The organism is Pelomonas parva (assembly GCF_043555835.1).
Lineage (GTDB): Bacteria > Pseudomonadota > Gammaproteobacteria > Burkholderiales > Burkholderiaceae_C > Pelomonas > Pelomonas parva.
The window spans coordinates 16234-30623 of sequence record NZ_JBIGHV010000007.1 but is presented as its reverse complement, the minus strand read 5'-3'; the positions used below and the strand labels follow the sequence as shown (position 1 = coordinate 30623).

General features: G+C 68.5%; 15 protein-coding genes. All 15 read right to left on the bottom strand.

The window, feature by feature from the left end; all coding sequences use genetic code 11:
* Positions 1–19 precede the first annotated feature (19 nt).
* Genes ACG00Y_RS18570 through ACG00Y_RS18500 form a run of 15 tightly spaced genes read right to left on the bottom strand, consistent with a single transcriptional unit; the run spans position 20 to position 14341 of the window.
* On the bottom strand, positions 20–1459 hold the full coding sequence (locus ACG00Y_RS18570) for a sulfatase-like hydrolase/transferase (RefSeq protein ID WP_394481400.1): 1440 nt from the start codon (positions 1457–1459) through the stop codon (positions 20–22).
* On the bottom strand, positions 1456–2349 hold the full coding sequence (locus ACG00Y_RS18565; RefSeq protein ID WP_394481398.1) for a glycerophosphodiester phosphodiesterase: 894 nt from the start codon (positions 2347–2349) through the stop codon (positions 1456–1458). Before ACG00Y_RS18565 ends, ACG00Y_RS18570 begins: the two co-directional genes overlap by 4 nt.
* On the bottom strand, positions 2346–4253 hold the full coding sequence (locus ACG00Y_RS18560) for a polysaccharide biosynthesis protein (RefSeq protein WP_394481396.1): 1908 nt from the start codon (positions 4251–4253) through the stop codon (positions 2346–2348). Before ACG00Y_RS18560 ends, ACG00Y_RS18565 begins: the two co-directional genes overlap by 4 nt.
* A 10-nt stretch (positions 4254–4263) precedes the next feature.
* The gene (locus ACG00Y_RS18555; RefSeq protein ID WP_394481394.1) at positions 4264–4848 is read right to left on the bottom strand and encodes a sugar transferase; all 585 of its coding nucleotides are present in this window, start codon (positions 4846–4848) and stop codon (positions 4264–4266) included.
* 7 nt (positions 4849–4855) lie between these two features.
* Positions 4856–6016 (bottom strand): DegT/DnrJ/EryC1/StrS family aminotransferase, encoded by a 1161-nt coding sequence (locus ACG00Y_RS18550; RefSeq protein ID WP_394481392.1) that lies wholly within the window; start codon positions 6014–6016, stop codon positions 4856–4858.
* A gap of 56 nt (positions 6017–6072) precedes the next feature.
* Positions 6073–6507 (bottom strand): TA system VapC family ribonuclease toxin, encoded by a 435-nt coding sequence (locus tag ACG00Y_RS18545; RefSeq protein ID WP_394481390.1) that lies wholly within the window; start codon positions 6505–6507, stop codon positions 6073–6075.
* A gap of 2 nt (positions 6508–6509) precedes the next feature.
* Positions 6510–6752 (bottom strand): hypothetical protein, encoded by a 243-nt coding sequence (locus ACG00Y_RS18540; protein ID WP_394481388.1) that lies wholly within the window; start codon positions 6750–6752, stop codon positions 6510–6512.
* A 32-nt stretch (positions 6753–6784) separates the two neighbouring features.
* Complete coding sequence (locus ACG00Y_RS18535; protein ID WP_394481386.1) at positions 6785–7450, bottom strand: class I SAM-dependent methyltransferase; 666 nt, start codon at positions 7448–7450, stop codon at positions 6785–6787.
* Positions 7447–8673, bottom strand: a complete 1227-nt coding sequence (locus ACG00Y_RS18530) for a glycosyltransferase family 4 protein (RefSeq protein ID WP_394481384.1) — start codon at positions 8671–8673, stop codon at positions 7447–7449. Before ACG00Y_RS18530 ends, ACG00Y_RS18535 begins: the two co-directional genes overlap by 4 nt.
* Positions 8670–9746, bottom strand: coding sequence for a glycosyltransferase (locus ACG00Y_RS18525; protein WP_394481382.1), 1077 nt, complete (start codon positions 9744–9746; stop codon positions 8670–8672). The genes ACG00Y_RS18530 and ACG00Y_RS18525 overlap by 4 nt, the downstream gene beginning before the upstream one ends.
* Positions 9743–10336 (bottom strand): acyltransferase, encoded by a 594-nt coding sequence (locus tag ACG00Y_RS18520; protein ID WP_394481380.1) that lies wholly within the window; start codon positions 10334–10336, stop codon positions 9743–9745. The genes ACG00Y_RS18525 and ACG00Y_RS18520 overlap by 4 nt, the downstream gene beginning before the upstream one ends.
* Positions 10333–11565 (bottom strand): lipopolysaccharide biosynthesis protein, encoded by a 1233-nt coding sequence (locus ACG00Y_RS18515; protein ID WP_394481378.1) that lies wholly within the window; start codon positions 11563–11565, stop codon positions 10333–10335. Before ACG00Y_RS18515 ends, ACG00Y_RS18520 begins: the two co-directional genes overlap by 4 nt.
* A 1-nt stretch (position 11566) precedes the next feature.
* Positions 11567–12673, bottom strand: a complete 1107-nt coding sequence (locus ACG00Y_RS18510) for a DegT/DnrJ/EryC1/StrS family aminotransferase (protein ID WP_394481938.1) — start codon at positions 12671–12673, stop codon at positions 11567–11569.
* A 20-nt stretch (positions 12674–12693) separates the two neighbouring features.
* Positions 12694–13281 carry an acyltransferase gene (locus ACG00Y_RS18505; protein ID WP_394481376.1) on the bottom strand — a complete coding sequence of 196 codons (588 nt, stop codon included), beginning with the start codon at positions 13279–13281 and terminating at the stop codon, positions 12694–12696.
* A gap of 1 nt (position 13282) precedes the next feature.
* Positions 13283–14341: a Gfo/Idh/MocA family protein gene (locus ACG00Y_RS18500; protein WP_394481374.1), complete on the bottom strand. Its 1059-nt coding sequence runs from the start codon at positions 14339–14341 to the stop codon at positions 13283–13285.
* Positions 14342–14390: the final 49 nt, after the last annotated feature.

The following is a 14390-nucleotide window of genomic DNA, read 5'->3' as shown; positions in this document are numbered from 1 at the left end:
GCCGCCGCTGCGGCGCCCATCAACGCTTCCCGGCATCCAGGGGCGTCAGCACGAAGATCGGCACCCGGTCCGCCACGAAGGCCTGTCGGTTGGCCGCTTCGCCGAAGGGCGGTGCATGGTCGCCCACCACCACCACGAACGGCGTCGCACGCGAGCCGACCAGCGACTGGCTCAGCGTGCCCAGCACGTCGCCCAACTGCCGCACTAGGTGGCAGGCCTCTTCCGGCGTGCCGGAGGCCGCGCAGCGCGCCTTGAGGTCGGCTGGTAGCGGGCTCGCGTGGTCCTGGTCGAGCGGCAGGTGCGTGTCCAGTGTCAGCGCATAGACAAAGCGCGCAGGCTGCTGGGCCTGGGCCACCGCCAAGTCCAGCACTGCGGCATCGCAGACCCCGGGGAAGGCTTGGTTGCAGCTCATCGGCAGCTGCGCCTGCGGCCGCCCGGGCCACTGCCAGGGCGCGAGCCCGATGCGTGGCCACCATTGGTTGCGGTCGAACATGCGCAGGCCGAACCCATGGATCCCGATGCTGGTCGTACCCTGGCCGGCGAGCATTTGCGGCAGGCAGCGCGCCGCAAGCGTGTCGTCGAGGCGCGAGTAGTGCCCTTGCAGGCCGCACAGCGCCCGGAGTTCGCCGGAGGTCGTGGTACCCCGGAACGCCTCGTCCGATTGACGCACAGTCCAACGGGTCGACAGCCGCTGCGTGAAGAGCCTGCCGCGCAGCCAGTCGAGCACTTCCGGGGCCTTCGGTAGTCCCATCGATTCGACCAGAACCAGCATGGAGGTCTGGCCCGGATGCGCCAGTGTCCATTCGCGCTGGGCCGTGAAGGACACCGGGTCCTGCATCGGGACGAGCGCACCCGAGGCCAAGGGGTTGCGTTGTTCGGCGCGCCACACGTTCCAGGCCGGGCTGCCGGCGAAGTTCATCTTGACGATGCGGCTGTCCTTGTCGAGGCCGAAGATATGGAACGACCCGTTGGCGACATCGAAGCCCGCCGCGCCCACGATGGTCACCCACAAGGGCAGGACGAGGAGCGGCATGCGCCGCGCCTGACCGAGCACGACACAGGCGCACAGCGCCAGGCCGACCACGATGGCCAGCATGGGCAGGGACACGAAGCTGCCCAGGTTTAGCATGTCGACGAAGCGCATCGCATCCACGAAGTCCATCGCGGACATGAAGTGGTAGTTTTTGGCGGCGGCCCGAATGAAGTCGGCGGCCCAGGCCAGCAGCAGGGCGACGCCACCAGCGCCCGTCGACAGGCAGGCGATCGACGCGGCCACGAGAAGGTCGAGGTTGAGCAACGGGCGTTCTTCCGCCATCGGCGCCTGGAGCACTAGGGCGGCGAGCCAGGACGGCGCATGTAGCGCCACCAGCACCACGGCGAAGCGCAAGGCGAAAGGCCAGCGCTGCCGGCGGTCGAGGGGCGCAGTGAGCGACTTGGGGCGGAGGCGGCCGAAGCTCATGACGCTCCGGCGGCGAGTGGGGAGCCGCACCGCAGCGATGCCCGCGTGTAGAGCCCATCGACCTGCGCGGCGCCCGCGGACGCCCAGGCACCGCAGTCATGGACGGGATGGACCAGCACCGCCATGCCGGCAGGCCGCTCATGCAGTGCCGGCAGGCGCTGGAGCGGCAGGGTGAAGGCGCGCACGCCGCTGCGTGCTACATGGAAGGCCACGTGGTCGACACGACGGTGGGCCAAGTAGGCTGTCACGATGGGCCCGGGCAAGGCGATCTCCCGCTGCCAGCCGTTGAAGCGTGCAAAGTCTTCCGGCCGGTACAGCTGGAACACCACGCGCCGTGCGTCTGCGTGTGCCTTCAGGCGCTCCACGACCTGCTGCCCGGTGCCGGAGAAATCCGTCTTGAGGTCGAGCACGAGCCACGCATCCGCCGGCAGCACCCCCAGTAGCGCACCGAAGGTGCAACCGTCGCGTGCGATGCCGGGCTGTGGCCCCGGGTCGTGCTGACAGTGCAGTTCGCCGCCCTCCAGCACCAGGTCCACCTCGAAGACGCGCAGGCCGGCCTGGTACGCCGCGCGCATCGCCCCCAGCGTGTTGGCCGTCGGCAGCCCGGCGTCGCCCAGCGCGTGGGCGATGCGCAGCGGTGCTGCCCCGGCTTTTAGCCACGTGTAGTCCTGTCCGGGCCGCAGCGGTTGGGCGCCCGACCAGTCTTCCGCCGAGCGCAGGCGCGCCAAGCTGTCCATCGCACGTTCGCCCAACCACCCGCTGTCGACACGGTGCAGCCAAGCGCGTCCCGGCCCGGTAGAGGCGACGAGGCCCATGGCGGCGACCACCGCCAGGACGGCCGCCGCGCCCAGGCGATAACACAGTGCCTTGCGTGCCTCGGGACCTGTCATGGAGCGGCCCTTGCCGCCTCTTCGCCGTCCGCCTGGCGGGACGGTGGTTTTCCGTACTCGGTCACCCAGCGCCTGAGCCCGGCAACTACGATCTCCCGCTTCCAGTGGCGGTTGTCGATCACGCTCGTCACCCAGTCGAGCAGCGCACCGTCGGACGGCGCCGCGCCGAGGGTGGCGATGCGCACCCTGGCCACCTTCGTCGGCAGAGTCGTGTCGGCGTCGGCGATCAGTTCCTCGTAGAGTTTCTCGCCCGGCCGCAGGCCTGTGAACCGAGTGACGATGTCTTGCTCGCCATGGCCGGCCATGCGAATCATCGTGCGGGCGAGGTCAACAATCTTCACAGGATCGCCCATGTCCAGCACTAGCACTTGGCCCGTCGCACCAATGGCCGCAGCCTGCACGACTAGCCGCGCCGCCTCTGGGATGGTCATAAAGTAGCGAATGATGTCGGGGTGGGTCACCGTCACCGGCCCACCCTTCGCGATCTGTTCCTTGAACTTTGGAATGACGCTGCCGCTAGAGCCAAGCACATTGCCGAAGCGCACCGCCATGAATTTCGTCGCATGGCCTTGACTGGCCATGTGACTGATGACGAGCTCGGCGGCACGCTTGGTCGCCCCCATGACGTTGGTCGGATTGACGGCCTTGTCCGTCGAGATCATCACGAAGCGCTCGACACCATGTTCCGCTGCCGCTAGGCACGCGTGATATGTCCCCAGCGTGTTGTTCCTCAACGCCGCCCACGCGTTCTCCTCTTCCATCAACGGCACATGCTTGTACGCCGCCGCGTGGAACACGATCTGCGGCTTGTACTTGCCGAAGACGTAGCGGAGGTGCTCCAGATCCTTCACGTCGCCGATCAACCGAACGAGCGGGATGTGCGGAAACTTCTCACCCAGCTCCTGTTCAATGGTGTACAGCGCGAACTCGCTGAGTTCGTACAACACGATCTTTGACGGGCCGTAGCGTGCCACCTGGCGGCACAACTCCGAGCCGATCGACCCGCCCGCCCCGGTGATCAGCACCACCTTGCCGCCCAGGCATTCGCTGATGCCGCCCTCGTCGAGCTCGACCGGCTCGCGCCCCAGCAGGTCCTCCGGCTCGATGTCGCGCACCTGGTTGACCGTGCGCCCCGCCAGCAGTTCCTCGCTGCTTGGCACCGTCAGTACCGCCAAGCCGGTCTTGCCTGCCAGGTCCAGCGCGCGGCGGCGCTGCGCCGTCGTCGCCGCCGGCATCGCCACGATCACATGCGTGATGCCGTGCAGATCCGCCTGCCGCGTCGCGTCCTCGAGCACGCCGATCACCGGCACCCCCGCGACGCGCGCGCCGCGTTTCTCCGGCGCGTCGTCGAGGAAGCCCACCACCACCCAGCCCTGGCTATGCTGGATGCCCGCCACCAGCAGCCGGCCTGCGTCGCCAGCCCCCATCACCAGCGCCCGCCGCTGCTCCTGCGCGCTGCCGCTGATGCGGCTGCGCATGTGCTCGTACAGCATGCGGTAGCCCATGCGCATCATGGCCAGCGCCATCAGCGTGAAGACCGGATGCAGCGCCAGCACCGCACGCGGCACCTTGGTCAGCTGGGCCATCAGCACGACGACGGACACGATCAGGCCGGCGGCCGCGCAGACAACGGCCAGACGCTTGATTTCGCCGAAGCCGCTGAAACGCCACATGCCCTTGGGCACCTTCAGCAACTTCAACAGCAACGCGTAGACGGCGACAACGCCCAGCAGCACCCACTGGTCGTAATCGGGCCGAGCGCTGAACCACCGCTCGAAGCCCAGGCGGAACAGGTAGGTGGCCTGCCAGGCGACGGCCACAGCCACCATGTCCAGCGCAAGCGCCAGCGCTTCTCGGTGCGGACGGAGGCGCGTCAGCCAGGCATCCAGGGACAACCAGTTCATCGTCAGGCTCTCAGTTCTTCAGCGCGCCAAGCGTGGCCAGGATCAGCCGCACATCGCCCATCAGGCTGGCGCTGCGCACGTAGTCAGCCGCCAGCCGCAGCTTGGTGGGCAGCACGACCTCCACGTACTCACGCTCGGGGTCGGCGGCTTTTGCGAGCAGTTCACTCTCGTTGCGAAAGCGCAGCGAGGCCGGGTCAGTGATACCCGGCCGCACCGACAGCACGATGTCGCGGAGCTCGGTCGGGTACAGCGCCACGTAGCGGGGCACCTCGGGGCGCGGGCCAACGAGGCTCATCGCGCCGCGCAGCACGTCCCACAACTGCGGCAGTTCGTCGAGCTTGGTGGAGCGCAGCAAGCGACCGGCGCGCGTGATGCGCGGGTCGGCGCCGACGGTGATCTGGGCGCCCTGCCCCACCTGCATGGTACGGAACTTGTGGATGGTGAACGGCACGCCGAAACGGCCCACGCGGGTCTGGCGGAACAGCGCCGGCCCCGGCGAGTCGAGCTTGACCCACACCGCCGCAGCCAGCAGCAACGGGGACAGCAGCAGCAGGCCCAGCCCTGAGCAGATCACGTCGAACAAGCGCTTGGCCAAGGTCGGCTCAGGCGAGCAGGCCGCGCACGGCGGCGATGACGCGTTCGACATCGGCGTCGCTCATCGCCGTGTACAGCGGCAGGCTGACCGTGCGCTCAAAGGCCTTCTGCGACTGGGGGAACTGCTCGGGCGTCAGGCCGTAACGGTCGCGCCAGTAGGGATGCAGGTGCAGCGGCACGTAATGCACGCTGCAGCCAATGCCTGCGGCGAACATGCCTTCAATGAAGGCATCGCGGGTGATCGCCGCCTCGTCGGCCATGCGCACCACGTAGAGGTGCCAGGCATGCGTATCTCCTTCCGGAGCACATGGCGGCAGAAGCAGAGGCAGATCAGCGAACGCGGCGTTGAAACGCTCGGCGATCTGCTCGCGGCGTGCTTGGAAGGCTGGCAGGCGCTTGAGCTGGTGCAGGCCCATCGCGGCAGCGATGTCGGTCAGGTTGTACTTGAAGCCGGGCGCCACGATCTCGTAGTACCAGCTCGGCACCTTGGCCGTGAAGCGGTCGAAGGCGTCGCGACTCATGCCGTGCAGCCGCATGATGCGGGCGCGTTTTGCCAGCTCGGGGTTGCGCGTGACCAGCATGCCGCCCTCGCCCGTCGTCATCGTCTTGTTGGCATAGAAGCTGAACACCGTGGCGTCACTGCCCAGCGTGCCGATGAGTTCCTTCTCCAGCGTCGTCGGCAGCGCATGCGCGGCGTCCTCGATGACGCGCAGGCCGTGGCGGCGGGCGATGTCCAGCAACGCGATCATGTCCACGGCCAGGCCTGCATAGTGCACCGGCATGATGGCGCGGGTAGCAGGCGTGATGGCGGCCTCGATGGCGGCGATGTCGATGTTCAGCGTCGCCGGGTCGATGTCGACCAGCTTCACATCGGCGCCAAGGTAACGCACGACCTCGGCCGTGGCCGTGAAGGTGTGGGTGGTCGTGATGACCTCATCGCCTGGGCCGATGCCGATGGCCTCCAGTGCCAGGTGCAGGCCGGCCGTGGCGGAGTTGACGGCGATGCATTCAATCTGCGGGTCGCCCAGGAACTCGGCGAAGGCCTGCTCGAAGCGCTTGGCCTTTGGACCGGTCGTGATCCAGCCGGATTTCAGCGTGTCGACGACCTCGGCGATCTCGTCGTCGCCGATATCGGGCAAGGCAAAAGGGAGGAAGGGCTGGGAACTCATCGGGTGGGATTTTCGGTCATCGGGGCTTGGCTATCGCCGCGAGGCGGTGAGCACCGTCATGAGACCAGGGTGACGAGATGCTCGGGCCGCGCACCGGGTACCGCATGCAGCGGAATGCCACGGTCGAAGGTGACCAGGCGCAGGCCGTGGCGCACAGCCAGCGCGAGCAGATAGGCGTCGGTGAGCTGGCGGGAGCCGGTGATGTGGCTCCAGCTCAGCACGCCAGGGTCCAGCAGGCTGAAATCGTCGGCGTAGAAGCGGTGCATCTCGTGGCTGGTGGCCTCGGCCAGGCGCTCGCGCACGGCATTGGGCGTCTGCGCGTTCGGATGACCGGGGCGGCTGAGGATGCGCAGGCAGCCGTTCTGAGTCAACGGGCAAGATGCCCAGCCACCGTCCAAATGGCCGGCCAGCCAACGCATGGCGGTGTCATGGTGGACGTGGGCTTGGTCCTGCAGGGCAAGGAGGACGTTGACGTCGAGAAGTGCGCGCAACGTCAAACGCCTTCCTCATCGCGCAGCCGGTTGAGGATGTCGTTGGTCACCACCGCACCCGGCTTGGCGGCGAACGGACGGAATCCGGGCACCGAATAGCGCGGCGCGTCGTCCGCAACAGCACGCGCCGTCAGGGCCTGACGCAGCAGTCGAGACACCACGGCGCCGGCCGTCGTGCCTTCGTGACGAGCAAGTTCCTTGGAAGCGGCCAGCAAGTCGTCGTCGATATCGAGCGTGGTGCGCATGACAAAACATCTGATGCAGTGATGCGTTGATGTTAACGCTGGATCAGGATCAAGCGGTGAGTGCGTAGCCACGGCACGAGATTGAAGAACGGATAGGCAAGCGGAAATGCACGCGCCAACGGCGGCGCGAGCGTCACGCGGCGGGCGGTGAAGCGCGCCTGCGGAAAGAGCTGGCGCACCCGCTTCAGCGGCACGCCGCGCACGTCCGGGTTGCGCGGGTTGTCGACGGTGAAGTCGTACCAGACGACCGCGCCACCGGGCTTGAGCCAGCGCCACATCGCGTCGGCCACGCGCTGCTGCAATTGGTCGTCGAGGATGGACGAGAAGACGGTGGATTGCAGCACCAGGTCCTGGCTGGCATCCGGGATGTCGGCGGTTGAAGCATCACCGGCCAGCAGGCGCACGCGTTCCGGCAGCGTTGCCCTCGCGGCGCTGAGGCGCTCAGGCAGCAGTTCGATGCCGGTCAGATGGGCAGGTTGCAGCCCCAGGTGCAGCAGCTCCAGCAGGTTGCCGCCGGCGCCGCAGCCAACCTCGGTGGCATGCCAGTCGGCGGGATGGCCTGGGCGCTGGGCCAACAGCTTGAGCAGCTCGCGCTGGCGTTCCTGCCACATCTGCCAGACCTCCGGGCGCAGCAGGCTGTAGCGGTCGCCGGTGCCTCGGCGGGCGTAGCGTTCGGCGATGGCGTCCAGTTCGCTCACGTCAGCGCATCGATGAAGCGCGCCGCCAGCACGGGGTAGGCGTGGTGGGCCATCGCGAAGGCGCGGCCGCGTTGGCCCATCGCAGTGCGCTCGTCGGGCGACAGGGCGGCCAGCTTCAACAACCCCCGAGCCACCGCTTCCGCGTCCTCGGGCGCGACCGTCAGCCCGGCGCCCGCTTCGGCCACCGGGTCGTTGCCGGCATCGACCGAATGCAGTACCGCGCGGCCCGCCATCAGGTAGTCGATGAGCTTGTTGGGCGCGATGCCGAAGCGGTAGATGGGCGTGCGCTGCCAGCCGATGTAGGCGATGTCGAAGTGGCTGAGCAGCGTCGGGATCTGCGCCTTGGGAATGGGTGGGAAGAAGCGCACGTTTGTCAGCCCTTCGGCTGTCACACGCTCGGTCAGTCGCGCAGCCTCGTGACCGCTGCCGACCAGCACGAAGCTCAGCTGCGCATCCTTCATGTGCGCGGCGGCATCCAGCAGAACGTCCAGCGCATTGGGCAGGCCCATGGAGCCGGCATAGCCGACGACGACGCGGCCGGCGGCGCGCTCAGCAGCCAGATGTGCTGACAACGCGACGTCAAGCGGTGCCGACTGGCCCTGCCACTCCTCCGGCGCAAAGCCGTTGGGCACGATATGCAGCTTGGTCAGATCCAGGCCCCGCGAGGCCATGTGCTCATGCACGCAGGGCAGCATGGAGACCACCAGGTCGGCGTCGCGGTAGCCATCGGCCTCGGCCTTGCCACAGAGCATGGCGAACGGATGGCGCGGCGACATGCCGGACAGCTCGATCAGCGACAGCGGCCAGAGGTCGTGCACCTCGTAGACCAACATGGCCTTGGCCAGCCGCGCGAGCTTCCTGGCGACCCAGATGTCCATTGGGTAGGTGCTGGACGCGATGACGGCGTCGGGGCTGAGCTCGCGCACCAGCCGGTTGGCGTCGGCGCGCAGCTGGCGCAGAAACGAGAAGATGTTGCGCAGCCGCCCGATGCCATTGCCCTGGTAGACCGGCACCGGCAGCCAGCGGTAGCGGATGCCGTCGATGACCTCCTCGCGCGGCTCGCCCGCCATCTCGGGCTGCACGGCGCGCACATGCGAATGGCTGGCCGCAACGATGGTGACCTCGTGCCCCGCCCTCACCCACTCGCGGGCCAGGTAGTAGGGGCGGAACTCCATGCCGTGGCGCGGCGAGCCAGCGTAGTGGTTGACCAGCAAAATCCTCATGCCGGGGTCAGCTCTTTCAGGCGGGTCAGGAAGCGCTGCACATGTGGCTCGAACAGGCCGTTGGCGGCCACCCAGTCGCGGTTGATGGCAGCCAGCCGGGCCGTGTCCAACGCGGTCATGCGGGCTGGCAGGTCGTCGAACGAATTCACGATCAGGCCTCGCGCCGAATCGCCGATCACTTCTCGGTTGGCGGGCAGCTCGGACAGCAGCGGCACGCAGCCATGGGCCATGGCCTCCAGCACGGAGACGGAGACAGAATCGCTCTCGGGCAGGCTCAGGAACCAGGTCGCGCGGGCGTAGTGCGCGGCCTGCGTCTGCGCGTCCAGCCGGCCGGTGAACGTGACCTGCTCTGCCAGACCGCGTGACGCGACCTCCGCCTCCAGCGCGGCGCGCAGCGAGCCGTCGTTGGCGACGACCAGCCGCGCCTCGGGCTGTGCCGCCGCGATGCGCACGAACGCGTCGATGACGCGCTCGGGCCGGTAGATCGGCTCCAGGCCCCGGTTGGCAAAGCACAGCCAGGGCTGCTTCTTCGCATTCGCCTTGGGCATGGCCTCCAGGCCGAAGGGGAAGGTCATGACCTCGCCCGCGCCCAGCTCGCGCATGCGCTCGGTCATGTGCAGCGAATCGGAGGTCGTGACGGCGCAGGAGCGCAGCACCTTCTTCGTCATCCAGCGCCAGGCGCCGCCCTGGTTGGGCGTGACGAGGATGTCACTGCCCCAGGCGGAGCCGGCGATCTGCGCGCGCAGCCGCCAGCCCAGCTTGGCGGCCCACGCCAGCGAGCCGTGCGAGGTCAGGTAGTGGGCATGCAGCCAGTCGGCGTCGGTGTCGGCCAGCCAGGCGCCGATCTTCGGCAGCTGCTTGATCAGCGCGACATTGCCGCCGCCATGGTCCGGGGAGGTGTTCAAGGCCAGCCGGCGCGCATCGGGCAGCAGTTGCAGGAACTCGGGCAGGAAGCCGCGCGACGAGATGGCGTGCAGCTGCACGCGTGGCTGCAGCGCGCGCGCCCACTTGAGCAGGTGCGGGCTTTCGCCGTCGCCGATGAGGACGAGCTTGAGCCCCCCGCTCAGACTCATGGTTCGCACCCTGCCCAGGCTTGGTAGTGCGCGGCCAGCTCGGGGTGCTGGCGCAGCAGCTGCGCGTCCTTGTGGCGCGTATCACCGACCTGTTTGGCCGGCTGACCGGCCACGATGGCGAAGTCGGGGAATTCACCTTGCACCAGGCTGTAGGCTGACACGAGGCTGCCCTTGCCCAGGCGGGTACCCGGCAGCAGTGTCGCGTGTGCGCCCACGAAGCTGTAGGGGCCGATGTCGACGCTCGCGGTGTAGTACGCCTGCTTGTGCGGCACCTTCACATACTCGCGGCCGTACAGGCGGATGGCAGCATGGCTGGAATGCGTGAATACGCCGGTGAAGAAGCCGATCTGGCAACCCTCGCCGATGCGCAAACCGTAGGTGGCATCGAGCACGCTGAAGTGGCCGATGAAGACGTGGTCGCCGACGTCGAGTTGCTCGGGCGCGAACACCACCGCGCTGTTGCTGACTCGCGTGTGCGGCAGGAACTCACCGTCCCCTCGCACCAGGCCGCCCACCATGCGTGGCCCCCAAAGCCGCGAGACGAGCCGCTTCACCGGCTGCCATGCTCGCCTTGCCAGGCTTGCCTTCACGTCATCTCCCTGGTTGCGGGCGCCCACTGCAGCAGCGCCCAGAAAAAGTAGCCGAAGTAGAGCAGCATCGCCGCAGACACGCCCCAACCGGCGCCAGCCAGGCCGCCCAGGTGCAGGCCCGCCGCCAGGCCGGCGACGAACAGCACCTGCCCCACGAGCGCCAGCTTGAGCCCCCAGGCCTGCGCGCCCCAGGCCATCAGCACGACGGACAGCGGCGAGGCGATGAAATGCAGCGCGATGTAGGGCGCCAGCGACCGCGCCAGCTCGCCGGCGCCGCGCCACTCGGGGCCGAAGACAAGCTCGAACAACCAGGGCCCCAGCGCCAGCAGCGCCAGCATCAGCGGCAAGGCAATGCCTGCCAGCAGCAGCATGCTTCGCCTCACCAGCGCCCGCGCTTCGGCGAAGCTGCCGGCCTGCGTCAGGCGCGGATAGAGCACCTGGGACAGCGACCCACCGACCAGTGATGCCGGCGCCTTCAGGTAGCGCAGCGCCAGCGCCCAGGCGCCCGCCTCCGGGCTGCCCAACCAGGCGGCCAGCATCGCGATGGCCAGCGTGTCCTGCAGCGCGCCGGCGAAGGCGTGCGGCGTGTTCAGCAGCGGGAAGTCGCGGTGCTTGTGCGCCATCTCGCGCAAAGGCTGCGAGTCGAGCAGGCCGCGCCAGCCGCCCGCCGGCGTCGGCCGAGCCTGCAGCGCGGCGGCAGCGGCGGTCGCCAACGTCGCACCGCCGATCAGGCCCCAGGGCCCGGCCTGCAGCAACCCGAAACCCACCTGCGCCAGCGCGCCCCCGCCCCATTGCACGACACGACCCCAGGCCAATGTCGCGAACTGACCGGCGCGCGCGGCCCACTGCCCCAGCGCCTGGCTGGCGGATGCGGCCAGCACGATCAGCGGCAAGGCGGCAGCGAGGGACAGGTCGGCCCAGATCATCCAGGCGACACCAACGAGGACGGCCATCGCCGTCATGGCCAACAACAGGCGCAGGCACAGGGCCAGCAGCGCCGCAGCGCCCTTGTCGCCGGTCTCCAGCGCGAGCGCGAACTCGTAGCGCGCGCAGCCAACGACAGCCAGGTTGCTGGCCACCGTCCAGACCAGCGAGAACTGCCCGTACTCGGCCGGCGTGTAGAGCCGGGCGATCCAGGGACCCAGCAGCAGCGGCAGGACTTGAGCCAGCGCACTGCCGGCCAGCAGCGTCAGCGCCGAGCGCCGCATGCCGCCTTGCGACGGCGCCATGTCAGCCAGCGGCCAACGCGTGGCGCAGCGCATCGACCACGGCGTCCTGCTGCGCCGGGCTGAGGTCGGCACTCATGGGCAGGCTCAGCACACGCTGGGCGGCGGCCTCGGCATGCGGCAGCGGCCAGGCGGGTGCGAAGGACTGGTAGGCCGGCTGCTGGTGCATCGGCCGCGGGTAGTGGATGGCGGTGGGCACACCCTGGGCGGTCAACGATGCCTGCACCTGCTGGCGCTGCTCGGCGCCGCTCAGCAGCAGCGTGAACTGCGCCCAGACGCAGTCGCGGTCCTCGCGGACGGCGAGCCGCTGCACCGGCAGCTCGGCGAGCGCCTGCTGGTAGCGCTGGCCGATCAACCGGCGCTGTTCAAGCTCCCAGTCGAAGCGTTCCAGCTTGGCCAGCACCACGGCGCATTGCAGCGTGTCCATGCGGCCGCCCAGGCCCACGCGGGTGTGGGTGTAGCGCTGGCTCTGGCCATGCACGCGGATCTCGCGCGCGGCCTGGGCCAGGCCGGCGTCGTCGGTGAACATGGCGCCGCCGTCACCGTAGCAGCCCAGCGGCTTGCTCGGGAAGAAGCTCGTGGCACCCCAGGTCGACAGGCCGCAGCTCTGGCGGCCGCGGTAGGTGGCGCCAAAGCTCTGCGCGGCGTCCTCGATCACCGCCAAGCCGTGGCGCGTCGCGATCGCGTTGATCTCGTTCATGTCCGCGACCTGCCCGTACAGGCTGACCGGCATGATCGCCCGCGTGCGCGGCGTGATGGCCACCTCGATCAGCGCCGGGTCGATGTTGCAGCTGTCGGGCTGGATGTCGACGAAAACGGGCACGGCGCCCAGCAGGACGATGACCTCGGCCGTCGCGGCAAAGGTGAACGGCGTCGTGATGACCTCGTCACCGGGCTTGATGTCCAGCGACATCAGCGCGATCAGCAGGGCTTCCGTGCCGCTGGAAACCGTCACGCAATGCGCAACGCCGACGCGGGCCGCCAGAGCGGCTTCAAGCTCCCGCACCTCGGGGCCCATGATGTATTGGCCGTGGTCCAGCACGCGCTGGATGCGGGCGTCGACGCTGGCCTTGATGGCCTGGTACTGGGCCTGCAGGTCGATGAACGGCAGGGCTGGCTTGATGGCGGCGTTCACTGGGCGGGGCCTTCAGAAATCAAATCACATTGCTCGCCGACGAGCCGGTAGCGGTCACCGGTGTGCGGGCAGTTGGCCGTCCCGTCCGCCTCGAACTCAAGGCGCTCGCCGAACCGGCTCATCCAGCCGATCTGCCGGGCCGGCACGCCGACCATGAGGGCGAAGGCCGGCACATCCTTCTGGACGACCGCGCCCGCGCCGATGAAGGCGTGCGGGCCCACCGTCACACCGCAGACGATGGTGCAGTTGGCGCCCAGGGTCGCGCCGCGACGGACCAGCGTGCGGCGGTACTCGTCCTTGCGGGCCACGGCCGCGCGGGGGTTGTAGACGTTGGTGAAGACCATCGATGGCCCGCAGAAGACGTCGTCTTCGAGCGCGACCGCGTCGTACACCGACACGTTGTTCTGGATGCGCACGTTGTTGCCGATGACGACGTCGTTGCCGACGAACACACCCTGCCCCAGCGAGCATTTGTCGCCAATCAGCGCCCCGGCGCAGACATGCGAGAAATGCCAGACGCGGGTGCCGTCGCCGATGCGGGCGCCGTCGTCGACGACGGCGGAGTCGTGCTTCCAGAAGCTCATGTCAGAAGACCAGCGGCAGACCGACGCGGCAACCGTCGCGCGCGCTGCGGTAGGCGGCCACCAGCAGTTCCAGCGAGCGCAGGCCTTCGTAGCCGTCCACTTGTGCGTCGGCCTGACCGCGCAGTGTCTTGAACACGTTGTCGTAGTAGGCCGCGTGGCCGAAGCCGTAGACGCTGGGCGTCTCATAGCTGGCGGACTTGATCGCCTCGTCGTCGGGATGCGTGCTGTCGAAGCACCAGTGCTCGATCTTGTTGACGGCCGTGCCGCCGATCTTGACGGTGCCCTTCTCGCCCAGGATGGTGATCGAGCCTTCCAGGTTCTGCGGGTAGGTCAGCATCGTCACGCTGATCGACGCAAGGCCGCCGTGGCGCAGGCGCAGGCTCATGACGCCGGTGTCCTCGGCCTCGATGTCGCGCGCCAGCGTGGCGGTGTAGGCGTGGACGTTGTCCACCGGGCCGACCAGCCAGTCCAGCAGATCCACGTAGTGGCTGGCCTGGTTCATGAAGGCGCCGCCGTCCATGTCCCAGCGGCCACGCCAACTGGCGGCGTCGTAGTAGCTCTGCGGGCGTGTCCAGAAGACGTTGACCGTGCTCATGTAGACCCGGCCGAAGCGGCCTGCGGCGAGCGCCCGCTTGACCGCCTGAACGGTGGCGTTGAGGCGGTTTTGCTTGACGACGAACAGCTTCACGCCCGCGTCCCGGCAGGCCTGCACCATGGCCACGCCATCCTCGAACTTGGTGGCCATCGGCTTTTCGCTGAGCACATGACGCCCGGAGCGGGCCACCTCGATGGCCTGCTGGGAGTGCAGCCCCGAGGGCGTGGCGAGGACGACGATGTCGGCATCGCTGTGGGCCAACATCTGGGTCAGGCTGCTGAAGCCTTCCACGCCCGTGCGCTGTGCCGCTGCCACCAGCGTCTGCGGGTGGGTGTCGCAGACGGCCACCAGTTCGACCTGGTCCTTGTGGCGGGCCAGCGCCTCGAAATGGTTGCTTGAGATGCGTCCGCAGCCCGCGAGAGCCACGCGAATCGGTCGACCCAAGATCGGGAGCTGGATCGTCATTGCGGCGAGACCGAGCCGCTTGCAGCGGCCTTTTGTATTGGAGCCCGGC

Bases quoted from the DNA above. Each gene is read 5' to 3' on its own strand.
- ACG00Y_RS18570 (WP_394481400.1), bottom strand. From the start codon at position 1,459: ATGAGCTTCGGCCGCCTCCGCCCCAAGTCGCTCACTGCGCCCCTCGAC.
- ACG00Y_RS18550 (WP_394481392.1), bottom strand. From the start codon at position 6,016: ATGAGTTCCCAGCCCTTCCTCCCTTTTGCCTTGCCCGATATCGGCGAC.
- ACG00Y_RS18500 (WP_394481374.1), bottom strand. From the start codon at position 14,341: ATGACGATCCAGCTCCCGATCTTGGGTCGACCGATTCGCGTGGCTCTC.
- ACG00Y_RS18560 (WP_394481396.1), bottom strand. From the start codon at position 4,253: ATGAACTGGTTGTCCCTGGATGCCTGGCTGACGCGCCTCCGTCCGCAC.
- ACG00Y_RS18540 (WP_394481388.1), bottom strand. From the start codon at position 6,752: ATGCGCACCACGCTCGATATCGACGACGACTTGCTGGCCGCTTCCAAG.
- ACG00Y_RS18515 (WP_394481378.1), bottom strand. From the start codon at position 11,565: ATGGCGCCGTCGCAAGGCGGCATGCGGCGCTCGGCGCTGACGCTGCTG.
- ACG00Y_RS18565 (WP_394481398.1), bottom strand. From the start codon at position 2,349: ATGACAGGTCCCGAGGCACGCAAGGCACTGTGTTATCGCCTGGGCGCG.
- ACG00Y_RS18530 (WP_394481384.1), bottom strand. From the start codon at position 8,673: ATGAGGATTTTGCTGGTCAACCACTACGCTGGCTCGCCGCGCCACGGC.
- ACG00Y_RS18505 (WP_394481376.1), bottom strand. From the start codon at position 13,281: ATGAGCTTCTGGAAGCACGACTCCGCCGTCGTCGACGACGGCGCCCGC.
- ACG00Y_RS18525 (WP_394481382.1), bottom strand. From the start codon at position 9,746: ATGAGTCTGAGCGGGGGGCTCAAGCTCGTCCTCATCGGCGACGGCGAA.